Source organism: Bradyrhizobium sp. SZCCHNR1093, from assembly GCF_032381175.1.
GTDB lineage: Bacteria > Pseudomonadota > Alphaproteobacteria > Rhizobiales > Xanthobacteraceae > Bradyrhizobium.
Genome location: NZ_JAUHJJ010000013.1, coordinates 1 through 18,549 on the forward strand (window position 1 = coordinate 1; position 18,549 = coordinate 18,549).

14 protein-coding genes and 2 pseudogenes are annotated in these 18,549 nt (G+C 65.5%); 4 read left to right on the forward strand and 12 right to left on the reverse strand.

Features of this window, described 5'->3' with window-relative positions:
- Both QX070_RS28670 and QX070_RS28675 read right to left on the reverse strand, forming a co-directional pair.
- Nucleotides 1-300, reverse strand: a pseudogene (locus tag QX070_RS28670) (hypothetical protein); the annotation flags it as partial.
- Between the two features lie 180 nt (nt 301-480).
- Nucleotides 481-1,488 carry an Hsp33 family molecular chaperone gene (locus tag QX070_RS28675; protein WP_315740511.1) on the reverse strand — a complete coding sequence of 336 codons (1,008 nt, stop codon included), beginning with the start codon at nt 1,486-1,488 and terminating at the stop codon, nt 481-483.
- Between the two features lie 115 nt (nt 1,489-1,603).
- Here QX070_RS28675 and QX070_RS28680 point away from each other — a divergent pair.
- Nucleotides 1,604-1,989 (forward strand): annotated as a pseudogene (locus QX070_RS28680) (endonuclease domain-containing protein).
- Nucleotides 1,990-2,321: 332 nt separating this feature from the next.
- Here QX070_RS28680 and argF read toward each other — a convergent pair.
- Nucleotides 2,322-3,248: an ornithine carbamoyltransferase gene (gene argF, locus QX070_RS28685; RefSeq protein ID WP_315740625.1), complete on the reverse strand. Its 927-nt coding sequence runs from the start codon at nt 3,246-3,248 to the stop codon at nt 2,322-2,324.
- Between the two features lie 8 nt (nt 3,249-3,256).
- The gene (locus tag QX070_RS28690) at nt 3,257-4,468 is read right to left on the reverse strand and encodes an aspartate aminotransferase family protein (protein ID WP_315740512.1); all 1,212 of its coding nucleotides are present in this window, start codon (nt 4,466-4,468) and stop codon (nt 3,257-3,259) included.
- Nucleotides 4,469-4,945: 477 nt separating this feature from the next.
- Here QX070_RS28690 and QX070_RS28695 point away from each other — a divergent pair, with 477 nt between their 5' ends.
- Complete coding sequence (locus QX070_RS28695) at nt 4,946-5,461, forward strand: GcrA family cell cycle regulator (RefSeq protein ID WP_315740513.1); 516 nt, start codon at nt 4,946-4,948, stop codon at nt 5,459-5,461.
- Between the two features lie 121 nt (nt 5,462-5,582).
- On the opposite strand, the gene QX070_RS28700 is transcribed toward QX070_RS28695, so the two are convergent.
- The 4 genes from QX070_RS28700 to QX070_RS28715 form a co-directional block, all read right to left on the reverse strand.
- Nucleotides 5,583-6,890, reverse strand: a complete 1,308-nt coding sequence (locus tag QX070_RS28700) for an ATP-binding protein (protein WP_315740514.1) — start codon at nt 6,888-6,890, stop codon at nt 5,583-5,585.
- Nucleotides 6,891-6,918: 28 nt separating this feature from the next.
- On the reverse strand, nt 6,919-7,974 hold the full coding sequence (locus QX070_RS28705) for a lysylphosphatidylglycerol synthase domain-containing protein (RefSeq protein WP_315740515.1): 1,056 nt from the start codon (nt 7,972-7,974) through the stop codon (nt 6,919-6,921).
- A gap of 519 nt (nt 7,975-8,493) precedes the next feature.
- Nucleotides 8,494-8,799: a hypothetical protein gene (locus tag QX070_RS28710; protein ID WP_315740516.1), complete on the reverse strand. Its 306-nt coding sequence runs from the start codon at nt 8,797-8,799 to the stop codon at nt 8,494-8,496.
- Nucleotides 8,800-8,803: 4 nt separating this feature from the next.
- Nucleotides 8,804-10,198 (reverse strand): OmpA family protein, encoded by a 1,395-nt coding sequence (locus QX070_RS28715; protein WP_315740517.1) that lies wholly within the window; start codon nt 10,196-10,198, stop codon nt 8,804-8,806.
- Nucleotides 10,199-10,362: 164 nt separating this feature from the next.
- On the opposite strand from QX070_RS28715, the gene QX070_RS28720 reads away from it, so the two are divergent.
- Nucleotides 10,363-11,421: a polysaccharide deacetylase family protein gene (locus QX070_RS28720; protein WP_315740518.1), complete on the forward strand. Its 1,059-nt coding sequence runs from the start codon at nt 10,363-10,365 to the stop codon at nt 11,419-11,421.
- 116 nt (nt 11,422-11,537) lie between these two features.
- Nucleotides 11,538-12,347 (forward strand): SDR family oxidoreductase, encoded by an 810-nt coding sequence (locus QX070_RS28725; RefSeq protein WP_315740519.1) that lies wholly within the window; start codon nt 11,538-11,540, stop codon nt 12,345-12,347.
- 93 nt (nt 12,348-12,440) lie between these two features.
- Here QX070_RS28725 and boxB read toward each other — a convergent pair whose 3' ends face one another.
- From boxB to QX070_RS28745, 4 genes are all read right to left on the reverse strand, one after another.
- Nucleotides 12,441-13,892: a benzoyl-CoA 2,3-epoxidase subunit BoxB gene (boxB, locus tag QX070_RS28730; RefSeq protein ID WP_315740520.1), complete on the reverse strand. Its 1,452-nt coding sequence runs from the start codon at nt 13,890-13,892 to the stop codon at nt 12,441-12,443.
- A 113-nt stretch (nt 13,893-14,005) separates the two neighbouring features.
- On the reverse strand, nt 14,006-15,694 hold the full coding sequence (gene boxC, locus QX070_RS28735; RefSeq protein WP_315740521.1) for a 2,3-epoxybenzoyl-CoA dihydrolase: 1,689 nt from the start codon (nt 15,692-15,694) through the stop codon (nt 14,006-14,008).
- A 95-nt stretch (nt 15,695-15,789) separates the two neighbouring features.
- Nucleotides 15,790-16,593 carry an alpha/beta hydrolase gene (locus QX070_RS28740; RefSeq protein ID WP_315740522.1) on the reverse strand — a complete coding sequence of 268 codons (804 nt, stop codon included), beginning with the start codon at nt 16,591-16,593 and terminating at the stop codon, nt 15,790-15,792.
- A gap of 339 nt (nt 16,594-16,932) precedes the next feature.
- Entirely contained in the window at nt 16,933-18,468 is a 1,536-nt protein-coding gene (locus QX070_RS28745; RefSeq protein ID WP_315740523.1) for a benzoate-CoA ligase family protein, read from the reverse strand.
- Nucleotides 18,469-18,549: the final 81 nt, after the last annotated feature.

Here is an 18,549-nt window from a genome sequence, read left to right on the forward strand (position 1 = left end):
CCCCACGCGAAGCGAAGCCTCAACGTGAGTTGATATCAGCATCGGGATATCAGGACCGCGCGACTTGACCGTGCGTGCATCGCCGTTCGTCCGCGCAAATATCGCGCTGCAACGACACACGCCCATCGCATCCCACTGCCAACGGTCCGTGACGGTCGCGAAACGCCCCTCATGCGGCAACAGGATGCGCGGAAATGTGCCAGTGATTTGCCCGACGGCACAAGCTGTTTGTTGCTGCGACCAATCAACGCGACGGGCAAGGATGTGGCGTCGATCAGCGAGAAAACCGATTTTCAACAACGAACTAATCGAAATCGCCGGCGCACACGAACTCCCGACATTCTCTCCGACGCCGCGCGACGCAGCCGCCGCCTATCGAGCGTCATCGCGAGGAGCGAAGCGACGACGCGCTCGCGATGACGTACGGAGGGCTGTCGCTCGACCACGATCGCTACGACGCGCGGAGCGAGCGCAACAGAGTCAATTCTCCGTCACGCCGGCTTCGTGCGGAGTGAAATGATAGACCGAGGAGCAGAACTCGCAGGTGACGACGACCTTGTCGTCCTGCACCATGTCGGCGCGGTCCTGGGGCGAGAAGCTCTTCAGCATGTTGGCGACCGCATCGCGCGAGCAGGAGCAGCGCGCCTGCAGCGGCACGGTGTCGAACACGCGGACGCCGCGCTCGTGAAACAGACGATACAGCAGCCGCTCGCCGGACAGCGCCGGGTCGATCAGCTCGATATCCTCGACCGTCGCGACAAGCGATTGGCCCTCGATCCAGGCCTCGTCTTCCTCGACCGCATGCAGCTCGGTGCCCTCGGGCGCATCGCCGGGATGCAGATCGGCCTGGCGCAGGCGCTCGGGCGCCTGGGGCAGGAACTGCGTCAGCAGGCCGCCGGCGCGCCAGCGGTGCTTGCCGCCGCTCCACTCCTCGCCGACGGCGAGGCGCACACGGGTCGGGATCTGCTCGGAGCGCAGGAAGTATTCATGCGCGGCCTCCTCCAGACTGCCGCCGGTAAGCGCGACGAGGCCCTGGTAGCGGCTCATGTCGGCGCCCTGATCGATGGTCATTGCCAGATGGCCCTTGCCGAGCAGGCCGCCGGAGTCCTTGGCCGAATCCTTCAGCTCTTGCAGTCGCGCCTCGTCATAGCGTGCGTAAGCGCGCAGCCGGTCGGGCGCCTGGAAGTCGACCACCAGGAATGACACCGGCCCGTCGGTCTGGGTCTGCAGGATGAAGCGGCCGTCGAATTTCAGCGAGGAGCCGAGCAAGGTCGTCAGCACGATGGCCTCGCCGAGCAGCTTGCCCACGGGCGCGGGATAGGCGTGCTTGGTGAGGATATCGTCGAGCGCGGGACCCATGCGGGTGAGGCGACCGCGCAGATCGAGCGCCGCGACCTCGAACGGCAGCACGGCGTCGTCGACCGGCACCGCCGAGGGGGCGCGGCTGGTGTCGAGATGGATGTCGTTGTCGGGGGAATTGGTTGTCATGGGGCGTATTTGGGGATGAAGCGGGGAAAGTGAAGGGGGATGGAACTAGCGTATACCGCGGGCTCCGTATACCTTCTCGTGGGAGAGGATTAGGTCGCATCGCAGGGTGGGGGTGGTGACGCAAGCACCGCATCATCGACCAACGGCCAGCGCATCCGCGGCTTCGCGAAAGCAATGCGTCGGGAGCCAACTGATGCCGAAGCTGCTATGTGGCGGCTGCTGCGCGACCGCCGCCTGTCGCAGTTCAAGTTTCGACGACAAGTGCCGTTCCGGGACTACATCCTCGATTTCGTCTGCTTCGAGCAGCGCCTGGTCATCGAGATCGATGGCAGTCAGCATGCCGACGCGGTGCGTGATCGGACGAGAGAGGAAGTGCTTGCAAGAGAGGGGTTTAGAGTTGCGAGGTACTGGAACAACGAGGTGCTCCTTCAACGCTCGGCCGTTCTCGAGGACATTCTCGTAAAGCTGAGCGAACCGAGAGAGACCCTTCACCCAGTATGACCGCGCCGCCGGTCGATCATGCCACCACAAGGGAGAAGGTGCACCGAGCTTGCCGCGCGGATTCAAACAAACCTTGAACTAATCAACCGGCGAACGCGATCGAAAGATCAGCCCCTCACGGGATTGATGAATGCGCCCTCTCCCCTTGTGGGAGAGGGCTACACCGACGGAAGCAGCGAACTCACTTGGGTGAGGGGTTGGTGCCACACACTCAAGCCTGAGCCCGGGGCAACCCCTCACCCGGTTTCCATGCTCCGCATGGAAACCACCCTCTCCCACAAGGGGAGAGGGTGCGCCGAATACGTAGCTCAAACTTTCTCGTTATCAAGTCCCTAAGCCCGCTCGCCGAAGCACCAGGCCAGGATGCCCTTCTGCGCGTGCAGGCGGTTCTCGGCTTCGTCGAACACGACCGACTGCGGGCCGTCGATCACCTCGTCGGTGACCTCCTCGCCGCGATGCGCCGGCAGGCAGTGCATGAACAGCGCCTCGGGATTGGCCAGCGACATCAGCTTGGAGTTGACCTGATAGGGCTTGAGCAAATTGTGGCGATGCTCGCCGTCCTTGTCACCCATCGAGACCCAGGTGTCGGTGACGACGCAGTCGGCACCGGCGACAGCGACCTCCGGATCGTGGCCGAGATGGATGTCGGCCCGGGTGGCGCGGATGAAATCCTTCATCGGCTTGCCCGGCGACAACTGCGGCGGGGTGGCGACGTTGAGCCGGAACTTGAAGCGCTCGGCGGCATGCGCCCAGGAGGCCAGCACGTTGTTGTCGTCGCCGGTCCAGGCCACGGTGCGGCCCTCGATGGAGCCACGATGCTCCTCGAAGGTCATCACGTCGGCCATCACCTGGCAGGGATGCGAGCGCCGGGTCAGGCCGTTGATCACGGGCACGGTGGCGTGCGCGGCGAGCTCGAGCAGCGCCTCGTGGCTGAGGATGCGGATCATGATGGCGTCGACATAGCGCGACAGCACGCGCGCGGTGTCGGCGATGGTCTCGCCGCGGCCGAGCTGCATCTCGGTGCCGGTCAGCATGATCGCCTCGCCGCCGAGCTGGCGCATGCCGACGTCGAACGACACGCGGGTGCGCGTCGACGGCTTGTCGAAGATCATCGCCAGCACCTTGCCCTCGAGCGGCTTCTTCGCCGGCTCGCGCGCCTTCAAGGTCTTCTTCATCGCGCTGGACAGCGCCAGCACGTTGCGCAACTCCTCCACCGGCATCTCGGTGAGATCGAGGAAATGACGCGGCGTGTTGCCCATGGTCTTGCTCATGATGCGGCCGCCTGCTTGGCAGGCCCGCCCGACAGCGCCGCGCAGGCGCGATCGAGCATCTCGACCGATTGTTCGATTTCGGATTCGTTGACGATCAGCGGCGGCAGGAAGCGTACGACGTTGTCGCCGGCCCCCACCGTGAGCAGCTTCTGATCGCGCAGCGCCGCGACCAGATCGCCCGACGGCACCACCGCCTTGACGCCGATCAGCAGGCCCTCGCCTCGGATCTCGGAGATGACATCGGGATGACGATCGAGAACGGCACCGAGCTTCTGCTTCAACAGCAGCGACATCTTGCGGACGTGATCGAAGAAGCCGGGCGCCAGCATCACGTCGAGCACGGCGTTGGCCGCGGCGACCGCCAGCGGATTGCCGCCGAAGGTCGAGCCATGCGAGCCCGGCGTCATGCCCGACGCGGCCTCGGCCGTGGCGAGCACGGCGCCGATCGGAAAGCCGCCGCCGAGCGCCTTCGCCAGCGACATCACGTCCGGCGTGACGCCGAGCCAGCGATGCGCGAACAGATCGCCGGTGCGGCCCATGCCGGTCTGGACCTCGTCGATGACCAGCAACAAACCGTTGTCGTCGCAGAGCTGGCGCAGCGCCTTGTAGAACGGCAGCGGCGCGGTACGCACGCCGCCCTCGCCCTGCACCGGCTCGACGAGGATGCCGGCGGTATGCGGACCGATCGCCTTCTTCACTGCTTCGATGTCGCCGAACGGAACCTGATCGAAGCCGTCCATCGGCGGACCGAAGCCGTCGAGATATTTGGCCGAACCTGTCGCGGCGAGCGTGGCGAGCGTGCGGCCGTGGAACGCGCCTTCGAACGTAATGATGCGATACCGTTCTGGATGACCCTTGGCGGCGTGATATTTGCGCGTGATCTTGATCGCGCCTTCCATCGCTTCCGCGCCCGAATTGGCGAAGAACACGTAGTCGGCGAAGCTCTGCTCGCACAGCCGCGCGGCAAGGCGCTCGCCATCCGGGCTCTTGAACAGGTTCGACATGTGCCAGAGCTTGGCCGCCTGCTCCTGCAGCGCCTTGACCAGATGCGGATGCGCATGGCCGAGCGAATTGACTGCGACGCCCGAGGTAAAATCGAGATAACGGTCGCCATTGGTCGCGATCAGCCACGCGCCTTCGCCGCGCTCGAACGAAAGATCGACCCGGGCGAATACGGGGAGGAGATGCGTAGCGGCAACACTGGTCATGGCGGATCACATGAGCTGACGGGCCGGCCGAGACACGCGCCACGCGGCGCCATCGCGCATCAGGGACCCCACCCTGGAAAACAAAATGTGCCGCCTTTTCAAGGCGGCACGTGCATCTATTGTATGCGGGCAGCGGTGGGAGTCAACTACGCGTCAGCTGATGCATGGGGGGCCGGCCCGTGAGATTCCGGACGCCTGACACGCCTCGAGACACGCCACAGGGAACCACGGAATGTGTGGACTGCGGCCACCGACTCTTGCGCGGGAGTCACGCCATATTGTAGCGTTTTCAACGTCGAGTACGACATCTCGTGCGGCAGTTCTGATCCCTCTCGAAGTTCTCTGAGTTTGCGTAACGTCCGGGTGCCTTGCGCGCGCCCGGCGAGGGACAAGGGATTCTGCCGCCAGGGATTTTCTTGAGACAGCATCGCAGCGCCGTCCCGGAATTGGCCGGCGCAACGCGAAGGGAAAGGTTCGATGACCGTATTGACCTGGTCCGACGATCGCGTCGAGCAACTGAAAAAACTCTGGGAAGCCGGACTGTCGGCCAGCCAGATCGCCGCGGAACTCGGAAACGTGACGCGCAACGCCGTGATTGGCAAGGTGCACCGGCTGGGCCTGTCCGGCCGCGCCAAGAGCCCGGCCACCGCGGCACCGCGCCAGCGCAAGGCGGCCCGTCCGGCACAGCCGATGATGCGGGTGGCGCGCCCGGTGGCGCGCGGCAATACAGCGCTCGCGCAGGTTTTCGAGGTTGAGGCAGATCCCGATCCGGTTGCATTCGACAACGTCGTGCCGATGAACCAGCGGCTGTCGCTGCTGGAGCTCAACGAGGCGACCTGCCACTGGCCGGTCGGCGATCCCTCGAGCGCGGATTTCTTCTTCTGCGGCGGCAAGGCGCTTTCCGGCCTGCCCTATTGCGCGCAGCATTCGCGCGTCGCCTATCAGCCCGCGGCCGACCGCCGCCGCCAGCCGGCGAAGTCGACCACGCGCTGAGCGGCCGGCGACCACGGCGGGCGATGAGGTGCTCGGCATCGCCTCGCGATGTCCGGCCTCTGTTCACGACGATCGATGATATGCGCCCGGCCTGCGCCGGGCCGCAAGATGCGCCCGCCCGTCAGGCGCGTGCTGCGGGCCTGGACTGCGGAAAGCAGGCCGTGAAAGCGGCGCCGTTGCGCGGCACGCTCTCGATCAGAAGCCGGCCGCGATGGCGGTTGAGGATGTGCTTCACCAGAGAGAGGCCGAGCCCGGTGCCGCCCTGCGCGCGGCTGTCGCCGACATCGACGCGATAGAAGCGCTCGGTCAGCCGCGGCAGATGCTCGGGCGCGATGCCGGGGCCGAAATCGCGCACCTTGACCCGGATCTCCGGCGCGTTCTCGGCGGAGACGGCCTGCTCCAGCGAGACGATCACGCGGCCGCCCGAGGCGCCGTATTTCAGCGCGTTCTCGATCAGGTTCTCGAACACGCGCAGCAGCTCCTCGCGGTCGCCGGCGATCGTCACCGGCGCCTCCGGCAGGCTGGTCTCGATCACCACCTGGCGCTCGCGCGCCAGCGACTCCAGCCCGTCGGTGACCTGGCGGATGATGGGGACGACGTCGACCATGGCGTGGGGCTGGACATGCGCCGACAGCTCGACCCGCGACAGCGACAGGAGATCGTCGATCAGCCGCGCCATGCGCGTCGCCTGGATGTGCATGATGCCGAGGAAGCGCTCGCGCGCCTTCGGATCGTCCTTGGCCGGCCCCTGCAGCGTGTCGATGAAGCCCGAGAGCGCCGCCAGCGGCGTGCGCAGCTCGTGGCTGGCATTGGCGACGAAATCGGCGCGCATCTCCTCGACCCGGCGCAGCGGGGTCAGATCGTGGAACGTCATCAGCATGCATTTGTCGGTGCCGCCGAACGCCGTCGGCACCGGCACCGGCGTGATGATCAGCTCCATCCAGCGATCGACCGGAACGTGATCGTGATAGGTGGCGCGGCGGATCTCGGTGGTGGCGATCGCCTCGCGCAGCGCGGTGATGATCTCCGGCGTGCGCAGCGCGAATTGGGCGAGTTCGCCCTTGCGCAAGGCAGGCGCTAGCTGCGCGGCGGCGGCGTTGAGGTGGATGACGCGGCCGGCGCGGTCGAGCAGCACGGCGGGATCGGGGATGCCTTCGACCACCGCGCTCACGGCCGGCGCCTCGACCGGGTTGGCGTGGCGCTCCTCCTCCCGCTTGGCGACCGCGCCATGCAGCCGCCACGGCACCAGGGCGGCGGCGGCGATACATAGGAATACCGCCAGGGCGCGCAGCGGCAGCAGCTCGTCCAGCAGCACGAGCCCGGCAAGCGCGAGCGCCGCAGCCAGCAGAATGATCGCGGAATGGCGCAGCCGGTCCGGCCAGGGGGTGAAGATCGAGAGCGCCGTGTCGGAGGGAGCGTCGAGAGCCATCTCGTCCTACTGTTCCCTTGAGCTGGCGTCAGGCACCGGAATCGCTGCGCTTCCTCACAAAAGCGGCTTCGGGCGGGGGGCCCGGATCGAGGCTGAGCGCGGCCTGCCGCAGCCGTTTCGACCGCGTGCTGATGATAACCTCGCGAAACGTCAGCAAGATTACAGAAATGAGGAACGGCGCCAAATAATACAGCATCCGGAACAAGAGCATTCCGGCCAGCAGCTCCTCGCGGTCCATCTGCCACAGCCCGACCAGCATCGCGGCGTCGAACACGCCGAGCCCGCCGGGGGAATGGCTGGCGAAGCCGAGCAAGGTCGCCGAGACGAAGATCACGGCCACGACGACGAAGCCGAGATTGGGCTCGTCCGGCACCAGCACATACATCGCGAGTGCGCAGAAGCCGAGATCGATGATGCCGATCGCGATCTGCAGCAGGGTCAGCGGGCCGCTCGGCAACACAACGGTCCACGGCCCGCGGCCGACCACGCGCGGCTTGGTCCATACCCAGGCGACATACCCCAACAGACCGACCAGGATCGCGATCGCCGCCATGCGGTTGGCCCAGGGCGGCAGCTGGTCGATCGAGGCCGCCGCCTCCGGATGATAGCTGATGCCGAGCCCGAGCACGGCGGCATTGCCGAGCCAGAACGTCAGGCCGGCGAGGAAGCAGATCTTGGCGACGTCGATGGCGTTCAGCCCATGGGCCGAATAGACGCGGTAGCGCACGGCACCGCCGGTGAAGACGCTGGCGCCGACATTGTGGCCGATCGAATAGCTGGTGAAGGCGGCCAGCGCATTGACGCGGTAGGGCACGTGGTCGTGGCCGATCGCGCGCACCGCGAACAGGTCGTAGAAGGTCAGCGTGAAATAGCCGGCGGCAACGAACAGCGCGGCGAGCGCGATCTGATGCGGCTCCGTGCTCTTGATCGCCTCGAGCACCTCGTAGGTGTCGATGCCGCGCAGCATGTGGTAGAGGACGTAGCAGGCGACCGCGATCACAGCGATGCTGATCAGCACGCCGAGCTTGTGCAGGACTTGCTTCTCGCGCAGGAACGTGGCCGCTCTGCGTATGGCTTCAAGCATCTACACCTCTCACCGTGATCCGATCACGACGGCCGGGGACGCCGCGCCCCGGAGGCCGCCGCGTCATGTGCGCATACAACGCCCTCGTAGCGCGTTTCGACGCATTGGGGAACACGGAGCGTGCGAACAAAAGCGTACACATGGATATACTTAGCAGGCTTTACGGAAATGCGATGCACCGTTTTGCCGCACATGAGGCAAGACATCAGGCAAAGACATCAGGCAAGCCATCATATGCAGGACCGAGCGTCGGCGCACGCTCCCGGCCAGCCTGCAAAGCCCAGGTTAAACTTCGGTGAGGAACGCGCATCTCCGGGCTTTCCGGGGGGCCCCACGGCTGGGCGGGTCGTCATCGTTCAACGATAAGCGCCGGCTGCGCGTTTGACAGGGTCGCACCTCGTCAAACCTTCGTGTCTCGCAGTTGCGATGACCCGGGCACGCGGACGGCGGGGCGCGCCGCCACAGTCTTGGCAGCAGTCTTGGCAGGTGGCATCGGACGCAGACCGGCGGGTGGCCGCTTCAGGCCGCCGATTTCGTCCGCATGCTGCGGATCACCACCAGCGCCCGCAGCCACGTGCCGATGGCGCAGCCGACGAGGTAGGGCACGAACATGATCAGCAGCAGCTCGAGCCAGTAGCCGGCCCGGCCGGGGATCAGGCAGGCCACGGCCGCCGCAACCAGGCCGGCGGCCAGCACCGCCAGCAGCCAGGTCAGCCAGCCCGACACGCGCGGGGCGCGATGCACCACGGCGACCCAGCCCATCGCCAGCCCGATGGCGAAGGCGCCGGCCAGCCAGCCCCAGTGAAAGGCAACGAGATAGGCCATGACGTTACCTCACCACGAATTCGATGCGGCGGTTCTGTGCCCGGCCGTCGGCGGTGTCGTTGGAGACGACCGGCTGGGTGCTGCCATAGCCGATCGGGGTGAAGCGGTCGGCCGGCAATCCGGCCTTGACCAGATAATCGACCACGGCCTGGGCGCGCTTCTGCGACAGCACCTGATTGGCCGCGGGGTCGCCATCGGCATCGGTGTGGCCGATGATCTCGACATTGGCGGAGGGGCAGCGGAACGCGATCTCGACGAGGCGGTCGAGCAGACCGGTGGAATCCCTGTCGAGGTCGCTGCGGCTGGTCTCGAATCGGATCTTCGCCTTGCCGAGCAGGTCGGAGAACAGCTGCTGGCACACCGTGGGATCGACCGGGGCAGCTGCCGGCTTCACCGTGATGTCGGCCTTCACCTGCCAGCCCTGCGGGACATCCTTGGCGAGCCCGGTCCGGATCTGGGCGGCGGCGGCGTCATAGAGCGCGTCGCCGGAGATCTTGATGTCGCGGTCGGACACCACCAGCGTGCCGGTCGACAGCCGCGACAAGGCGCCCAGCGCCGGCACCACCGCATTCACGAAGTTGGTGGGCGCACCGATGCTGTTCTTGAGATTGTCCACGACCTTCTCGCTGAAGAATTTCCGCGATGAAGAGCCGACGACGACGGCGTGGATGTTCTCGTCGGGAACGTTGCCGGCGAGCGTCACGGTGACCGCGACCGGGTCCTTGTAGGCCTGGAAGATGTAGGGTGGCGCCTTGACCTCGTTGCTGGCGACCTTGAAGCCGTCCGGCAGCTTGCCGAGCGCGGCTGCGATCGCCTCGCGGCCGCCGAGCTCGCGTGCCATGCCGGACAATGCGACCTCGCCATCGGAGATCGTGAACTTGCCGTCCTTCAGCCTGCCGATCTGGCCGATCAGCAGCAGCGCCGCATCCTCGAAGCGCGTTGGCGCGCCGCGCGCCAGGCCCATCTGGTCAGCGACCTCCACGCCCGGCAGCGCCGCCCGCGTCGCGTCCATCAGCCTGCCCTTCAAGGCGGGCAACGGCGCATTGCCGCCCAGCGTCACCCGGACGACGTCGCGTTCGGCCGACCAGACGAAGGGCTTGGCCTCGGCGACCAGCCGCGTCTCGTCGTTGACGAGCCGCACGCCGGCCACGCCGTCCACCGCAGCGACCGCATCGCGGCGTCCAGCCTCGGAAAATGCATTGGCGCGCAGCGAGACATCGCGGCCATCCACCGTGATGCTTGTCCTGTCGAGCACGGCCCCCTTTAGGACGGCCGAGCTGCGGCCTGCGAGATCATTCTCCAGGGGAACGGTGCTGGTCCAGGCCGCGAGGCCCCAAAGCACGATCAGCGGGAGGACGCCAGGCCACCATTTCCCGCTCCACCTGAAAAGTCCACGCATTCGTCATCCGTCGCATCGAGGAAGCAGAGAGAAAACAAACCCTTGCATGCCTGTCAAACCGGAAATGAGGCGCGCCGCACGGTACGTTGCGACCGCAGGCTAAGGCTTTCTTCAATCATTCGTCGGTAACCTTGTCCCGACACTCACCGGGCCGCATATTTCAGATGAGGCGATTTCGCAAAACCTTTATCCGTGCCGGCCTGGAAGCGCTGTATCTGAGCGGCGCGCATGTCTGGCTGCGCCCGATCTTCTCGGGCGTGGGAGCGATCTATACGCTGCATCATGTGCGGCCGCACCACGACGCCGATTTCCAGCCCAATCGTCACCTCGAGGTCACGCCGGATTTCCTGCGCGAAATGTTGTCGCACCTGCGCGACCACGACATCGAGATCATCACCCTCGACGAGTTGCACAGCCGGCTGGTGGCGAAGGACTTCTCGCGCCGCTTCGCCTGCTTCACCTTCGACGATGGCTATCGCGACAACCGCGACTTCGCGCTGCCTGTCATGCGCGAGTTCGATGCGCCGTTCACCATCTATGTGACGAGCGATTTCGCATCGGGACTGGGCCGGCTCTGGTGGGTGACGCTGGAGCGGCTGGTCGCGAAGGCGCAAACGATCGACATCGAGATCGGCGGGCTGTCGCTGCAGCTCGATGCATCGACGCCGGCAGCCAAATGCGTGACGTTCCAGCGCCTGCACGATTGGCTGCGCGCACTGCCGGGCGAGCACGACATCCGGCGTGAGATCAGCGCGTTGTGCGCGCGCTACGACGTCGACGAGGCCTCGATCTGCCGTGAGCTCTGCCTGTCCTGGGACGAGCTCCGGGCGCTGTCGACTGAGCCATTGATCTCGATCGGCGCGCATTCGATCAGTCACTGCAATCTCGCCAAGCAGACCGAGGAGACGGCGCGCATCGAGATCGCCGACAGCCGTGCCCGGATCGAGAACGAGTTGCAGCGGCCGGTGCTACACATGGCCTATCCCTACGGCGACCGCGCCGCCGCCTCCCAGCGCGAGTTCGTGCTGGCGGCCGCGACCGGCTACAAGACCGCTGTCACCACCCGCCCCGGCATGATCTTCGCCGAGAGCGCCGATCATCTCACGGCCCTGTCGCGTGTCTCGCTGAACGGCCACTACCAGGACGCCCGCGTGCTGCCGGTGCTGACCTCGGGCGCGGCCACCGCGATGTGGAACGGCTTCCGCCGCATCGACGCGGCATAGGCCCCGCCATAACGTTCCCCCGATTGAATTGCGGCGAATTCGTGCGACTGCGTCTCCCTTGACGTGCTGGCGCGTCCCGCTCACAAGCGCGCATGACATAAGAAAAGGGAGGCTTCATGCTCAGGAACTTGTTCTCACTCGAAGGACGCATCGCGCTCGTCACCGGCGGCTCGCGCGGCATCGGCAAGATGATCGCATCCGGCCTGCTCGCGCATGGCGCGGCGAGGGTCTACATCACCGCGCGCAAGGCCGGGCCCTGCGAGACGACCGCCAAGGCACTGACGACGGAATATGGCGGCGAATGTGTCGCGCTGCCGATCGACATTTCGACGATGGCCGGCATCGAGACGCTCGCGGGCGAGATCAAGAAGCGCGAGCCCAAGCTCGACATCCTCGTCAACAATGCCGGCGCGGCGTGGGGCGCCGACTTCGACGAATTCCCGGAGAGCGGCTGGGACAAGGTGATGAACCTCAACCTCAAGACGCCGTTCTTCCTGACCAAGGCGCTCGCAGCTCCCTTGCGTGCGGCGGCCAGCGCCGAACGGCCGGCAAAGGTCATCAACATCGCCTCGATCGACGGCATCTTCGTCAACCCGCTCGAGACCTATTCCTATGCGGCGAGCAAGTCCGGCCTGATCCATCTGACGCGGCGCATGGCGGCCAAGCTGATCAAGGACCACATCGTGGTGACCGCGATCGCGCCCGGACCGTTCAAGTCCGACATGAACAAGGCCGCGCGCGACAACGCCGACGAGGTCGCCTCGCGCGTGCCCGCCGGGCGCATCGGCACCGACGAGGACATGGCGGGCACAGCGATCTTCCTCGCCTCGCGCGCGGGCGACTACGTGGTGGGGAATACGATCGCGGTCGATGGCGGTATCGTCTACGCAAACCCAGGGATTCCGGGCGCGGGCTGGGATAGCTGAGAAGGGCGAATAGCGAATAGCGAATAGCGAATAGCGAATAGCGAATAGACTACTTCCCCTATTCGCTACTCGCAACTCGCTATTCGCCTCTCATCAAGTCTCGATCTTCACGTACTCGAAGTCACCCGGCTTGTTGTCGATGCCGACCTTCGGGGGCGCGATCCACGACGCGTACTCACCGATCTCGGTGACCGGCTTCATCAATGAGGAGATGTAGGCGCCGTCATCGGTCGAGGGCAGCCAGTCGCTCTTGCGCTTGGCCCAGGTCCCCTCGTCGATCAGGATGCCGTCGGGCGTCGCATGGACGTCCTTGAACTCGCCGATGGCGCGGTGGAAGGCGGTATGCGGCAGCTTGAGCTGGAAGTCGTAGCCCGCCGTGCTGATGATCTTGTTCCAGCGCAAGAGGCCCTTGACGCAGTCCTGCGAGTAGTCGTCGCGCAGGCGCATGTTGAGCGCGGTCAGCGCCGGCTCGTCGACCCGCTTGATCTCGCCGTCGACCAGCTTGAGCACCGGATAGGTCGCGTTCTTGAGCTGGTGATCGTCCTGGATCTGGGTCTCGTGATAGCGGCCCTTGATGCCGGCATTGAAGGCGTTCGCAGCGTTGGTCGAGACCTCCGAGCCGAACAGGTCGAGCGACAGCGTGTAGTGCAGGTTCAGCTTCTTCTGGATCGTCGGCAGATCGATGACGCCGAGCGCGCGGACCTTGGCGATGTCGGTGGGATCATCTATCCTGGCGGCCCGCATCGCCTCGACGGTGCGCTGGATGACGCGGCCGACGCCGGTCTCGCCGACGAACATGTGGTGCGCCTCTTCGGTCAGCATGAAGCGGCAGGTGCGCGACAGCGGGTCGAAGCCGGACTGCGCGAGCGAGTGCAGCTGCATCTTGCCGTCGCGGTCGGTGAAGTAGGTGAACATGAAGAACGACAGCCAGTCCGGCGTCTTCTCGTTGAAGGCGCCGAGCATGCGTGGGGAATCCGCGTCGCCCGACCGGCGGCGCAGCAGCTCGTCGGCCTCCTCACGGCCGTCACGGCCGAAATATTTCTGCAGCAGATAGACCATCGCCCAGAGGTGGCGACCCTCCTCGACGTTGACCTGGAACAGGTTGCGCATGTCGTAGAGCGACGGCGCGGTCTTGCCGAGATGGCGCTGCTGCTCGACCGAGGCCGGCTCGGTGTCGCCCTGGATCACGATCAGGCGGCGCATCAGCGCGCGGTATTCGCCGGGGACCTCCTGCCAGGCCGGCTCGCCATAATGCTCGCCGAACGGAATCTTGCGATCTTCCTCCTGCGGAGCCAGCAGAATGCCCCAGCGGTAATCCGGCATCTTGACGTAGTCGAACTTGGCCCAGCCGCGCGGATCGACCGAATAGGCCGTGCGCAGGTAGACGAGCGACTGCTGGAAGCCGTCGGGACCCATGTCGTTCCACCAGTCGACGTAGCCGGGATGCCAGCCCTCCAGCGCCTTGAGGACCTGGCGGTCCTCGGCGAGATTCACGTTGTTCGGAATCTTGGTCGAGTAGTCGACGTTCATGATGTTCATGTTCATGGAGACCTCCCGGGTGGCATTGGTTGTTGGAGGCGAGTAGCGAGTGGCGAGTAGCGAGTAGGGATTCTCGACATCCTTCCCTATTCGCTATTCGCCACTCGCCATTCGCTCCCTTACACTCTCGTCATGTCGTATTGCGGCCGCTCGCCGGTACCGTAGCGCCGGAGCGCACCCTCCTCGCCGACCGCGTTGGGGCGCTGGAAGATCCAGTTCTGCCAGGCGGTGAGGCGGGCGAAGATCTTCGACTCCATCGTCTCGGGACCGGCGAAGCGCAGATTGGCTTCGAGACCCGTGAGGCTGTCCGGCGAGAAGCTGGCGCGCTCCTCGAGGAAGACGCGGATCTCGTCCTCCCAGTCGATGTCGTCGAGCGCGAAGGTGACGAGGCCCAGCTCCTCGGCCTCATCGGCCTCGAGCGGCTTGCCAGTCTGCGCGCGGACACGCTCGAGATCGCTGGGATCCGCGAGGAAGCGCGACTCCAGCCGCGTCAGGCCGTGACTCATCGGATAGGGGCCGAAATTCATCGCCGACAATTCGATCGCCGGCGCCGGACGGTTGTCGCCCTGGATGGTGCCGATCAGCATGTAGGAGCGGTCGGAGGCGAACACGAGCTCGGCGAGTGTGCCGGCAAAGCAGGAGCCGGGCTCGACCAGGGTCACCAGCGTCCGCGACGTGACATCGATGCGCTTCAGCACGCGCTTCCAATAGTGACGGATCTCGTTGACCAGCCAATGCGCCTTGTTGGCCTCCAGGAAGGCGTCATGGGCGAGCACCTGGGCGCGCTCGCCATGCGACTTGAACACCAGCATGGCGATGCCGAGCTCGTTGATGCGCAGATGCAGGATGGCATCATCCAGCTCGCGCGCAACCTGCAGCGGCCAGAACGATGCGCCCTGCGCGATCATGCCGTCGATGTCGGCGGGCGGCGCGGCTTCGGGGGCCGAGATCGTGATCGTGGCGATGCGGGCGGCGCGATCGATGTCGACGTTGACGAAGCCGTAGCGCACGCTCGACGCATCGATCACGCGCTTGAGCGGCGTGAGCGCAACGCCCTTGCCGCTGCCGTTGCGCTTGGAGGCGGCCGCGAACTCCTTGGCGCGCTCGGCGACCTTGGCATCGACCTTGGAGTTCGGCGCGATCTCATCGACCAGTCGCCACTGCACGGCGCGCTTGCCCTTGACGCCCTCTTCCGTCGTGCAGAACGCATCGGCACGGTCGCGGCGCACCTTGCGCTTGTCGACGACGCGCGTCAGGCCGCCGGTGCCCGGCAGCACCGCGAGCAACGGCACTTCGGGCAGCGACACCGACGACGAGCCGTCATCGGCGAGGATGATGTGGTCGGTGGCGAGCGCGAGCTCATAGCCGCCGCCCGCGGCGGTGCCGTTCACCACCGTGATGAAGCGCTGGCCGGAATTCTCGGACGAATCCTCGAAGCCGTTGCGGGTCTCATTGGTGAACTTGCAGAAGTTCACCTTGTGGGCGTGAGTGGCGCCCGCGAGCATGCGAATGTTGGCGCCGGCGCAGAATACGCGCGGCTTGGCCGAGCGCAGCACCACCACCTTCACCTCGGGGTGCTCGAAGCGCAGCCGCTGCACGGCGTCGGCGAGCTCGATGTCGACGCCGAGATCATAGGAATTGAGCTTGAGCTGGTAGCCCTCGAACAGGCCGCCATTCTCGTCGACGTCCATGGCGAGCGTCGCAACGTCACCGTCGATCGAGAGCTTCCAATGCTTGTAGCGGGAGGGATCGGTTTGAAAATCGATGAACGTCTTGCCTCCCGCGAGCACGCGGTCTTCCCCGGCCATGAGTCACCCTTCGTTGGAGTGCTTATCGTTGAGATGCACAATAATTCATGTTTTGACTGACGTCTACGACAAAAAGCCGAAACATGCACTTTGTTTCATGTTCGTGATGCCGGGGCCGGCAAGGTCGCGGCCGCGAACTCGGCAATGACCTGCAAGGTGGCGTCCGGCGCCTCGCGATGCGGGGAATGGCCGGTCTTGGGAAGCATCGTCACCTCGACCGGGCAATAGCACTCCTCCTGGATGATCTCGACCTGGCGGATGGTGCCGTACTGGTCGTCGATGCCCTGGATCACCGCGACGGGGACGCGGACGTAGGCGAGGTCGCCGGTGATGTCCCAGGCCCGAAATGCCGGATCGAGCCAGGCGCCGTTCCAGCCGTAAAACGCGTTGTCGACGTCCTTGTGCCAGCGGCCGAGCTTGGTGCGCAGCTCCGTGGTTTCGTAAGTGGTCTTGATAGCGGCGATCGACGCGACCGAGACGTCCTCGACGATCACGTGCGGGGCGATCAGCACGACACCGTCGAGGCGATGATCGGCGCGGCCGCCGGCGTAGATCGCCGCGATCGAGGCGCCATCGGAATGGCCGACGAGGAGACCGCGCTGGAAGCCGATCGCATCAAGTAGCTTCGGCAGCACATCGCGGGCCTCGCGTTGCATGTAGTCGAGCGGCCGCGGCAGCGTCACCGGGCTTGAGGCGCCGTAGCCGGCGCGCGAATAGGCGAACACGGAGGCGCCGGTCGCGGCTTGGAGCTTGTCGGGAAAATCGCCCCACAGGCCGACCGAGCCGAGGCCCTCATGCAGCAGCACGATGCATGGCGCGTCGGATGGCTGCGGACCGATCAAGCGATGTTCGAGTTGAGCGGTGTCGATGGTGAGGAAGCCTGATGCAGCTAGCGCCATCGCGACCGCTCCGTCTGCACGTGATGTAAAATGCTCCCGCAGCTCGCTCCCTCGTTCCCTCCCCCCTTGTGGGGGAGGGCTAGGGAGGGGGGTAAGCCACACGCACCGGCGCGCGTGGTACCCCCCTCTCCACCTCTCCCCCACAAGGGGGGAGAGAGCCGAGCGGAGTTCGCGGCGATGAGTTGCGTCACCATGCACATATCCCGGCCCCGACATTCCGGACGGCGCAGCGAAGCTGGGCCGATCCGGAATCTCGAGATTGTCTGTCGCTTGATCTCACCCACGTCGAGCTTCCGGATTCGCGACTGCGGCGCGCGCGGGAATGACAGCCAATGACAGCTAATGTGCCCCCTCGCGCAGCTTGAAGCGCTGGATCTTGCCGGTCGCGGTTTTCGGCAGGCTGTCCACCACCTCGATCCAGCGCGGATATTTCCACGGGCCGATCTTCTGCTTGACGTGTTCCTTCAGTGCCTCGTGCAGGGTCGAGCGATCGACGCTCGGGCGCAGCACGACATAGGCCTTGGGCTTCAACAGTTCTTCCGGATCGGCTTCCGGCACCACGGCCGCTTCGAGCACGGAGGGATGCGTGATCAGGGCGCTCTCGACCTCGAACGGCGACACCCAGATGCCGGAGACCTTGAACATGTCGTCGGAGCGGCCGCAGAAGGTGTAGCGCCCATCGGCGTCGCGGACATATTTGTCGCCGGTGCGCGTCCAATAGCCCTCGAAGGTCGAGCGGGTCTTGTGGCGCTGATTCCAGTAGCCCTCACCGGCGGACGGTGCATGCACCAGCATCTCGCCGACCTCGCCGTCCGGCACGTCCTGGCCGGCCTCATTGACAAGACGAACCTGATAGCCCGGCACAGGGCGCCCCGATGAGCCGTATTTGATGTCCCCGGGCGCGTTGGACAGGAAGATATGCAGGAGCTCGGTCGAGCCGACGCCATCGAGAATGTCGACGTCGAACCGCGCCTTCCAGGCATTGCCGACCGATTCCGGCAGCGCCTCGCCGGCCGAGGTGCAGATGCGCAGAGCGCTACCGGCCTTCTCATGGCGCAGCGACTCATCGTGCAGCATCGCGGCGAACAAGGTCGGCACGCCGTAGAAGATGGTCGGATTGTAGCGGTTGAGGAGCTTGAACATCAGCGCCGGCGTCGGGCGCTCGGAGTTGAGGATCGTGGTTGCGCCGACCGACAGCGGGAAGGTCAGCGCATTGCCAAGGCCATAGGCGAAGAACAGCTTTGCGGCTGACAGACAGACGTCGCTCTCGCGGATGCCGAGCACTTGGCTGGCATAGGTCTCTGCCGTCGCGGCGAGATTGCCGTGCAGATGGCGCACGCCCTTGGGCATGCCGGTCGAACCGGATGAATACAGCCAGAACGCAGGCTCATCCTCGTGGGTCGCCACCGTGTCGAACTGATCGCTCTCGCGCGCGAGCTCCTCGGTGAGCAGCTTGTGGCCGAAGGCATTGGCGCCGGACACGACGACGCAATCGAGATCCGGCATCCGGCCGACAATGTCCTTCACCACCGGATACAGCGCCTCGGACACGAACAGCACGCGGGCGCGGCAGTCGGCGAGCACATAGGCGTATTGTTCCGAGGTCAGCAGCGTGTTGAGCGGCACCGGGACGACGCCCGCGCGCATCGCGCCGAGAAACACCGCGGGGAAATCCACCGTGTCGAGCATGATCATCGCCACGCGCTCCTCGCGGCGGACGCCAAGGCGGCGCAGCATGTTGGCGACGCGGCAGGTCTGCTGTTGCAGACCGCGATAGGTCAGCTCCGAGACCGTGTCCGTATAGGCGAGCTTGTCGCCGCGGCCCGCCTCGACATTGCGGTCAAGCAACCACGATACCGCATTGTACGACTTCACGGCATTCTCCCCGGATTTTTGAATTATAATTCATACAAGGCCATCAACGTCGCTTGCTGTCAATCCTCCTCGGCATTATGT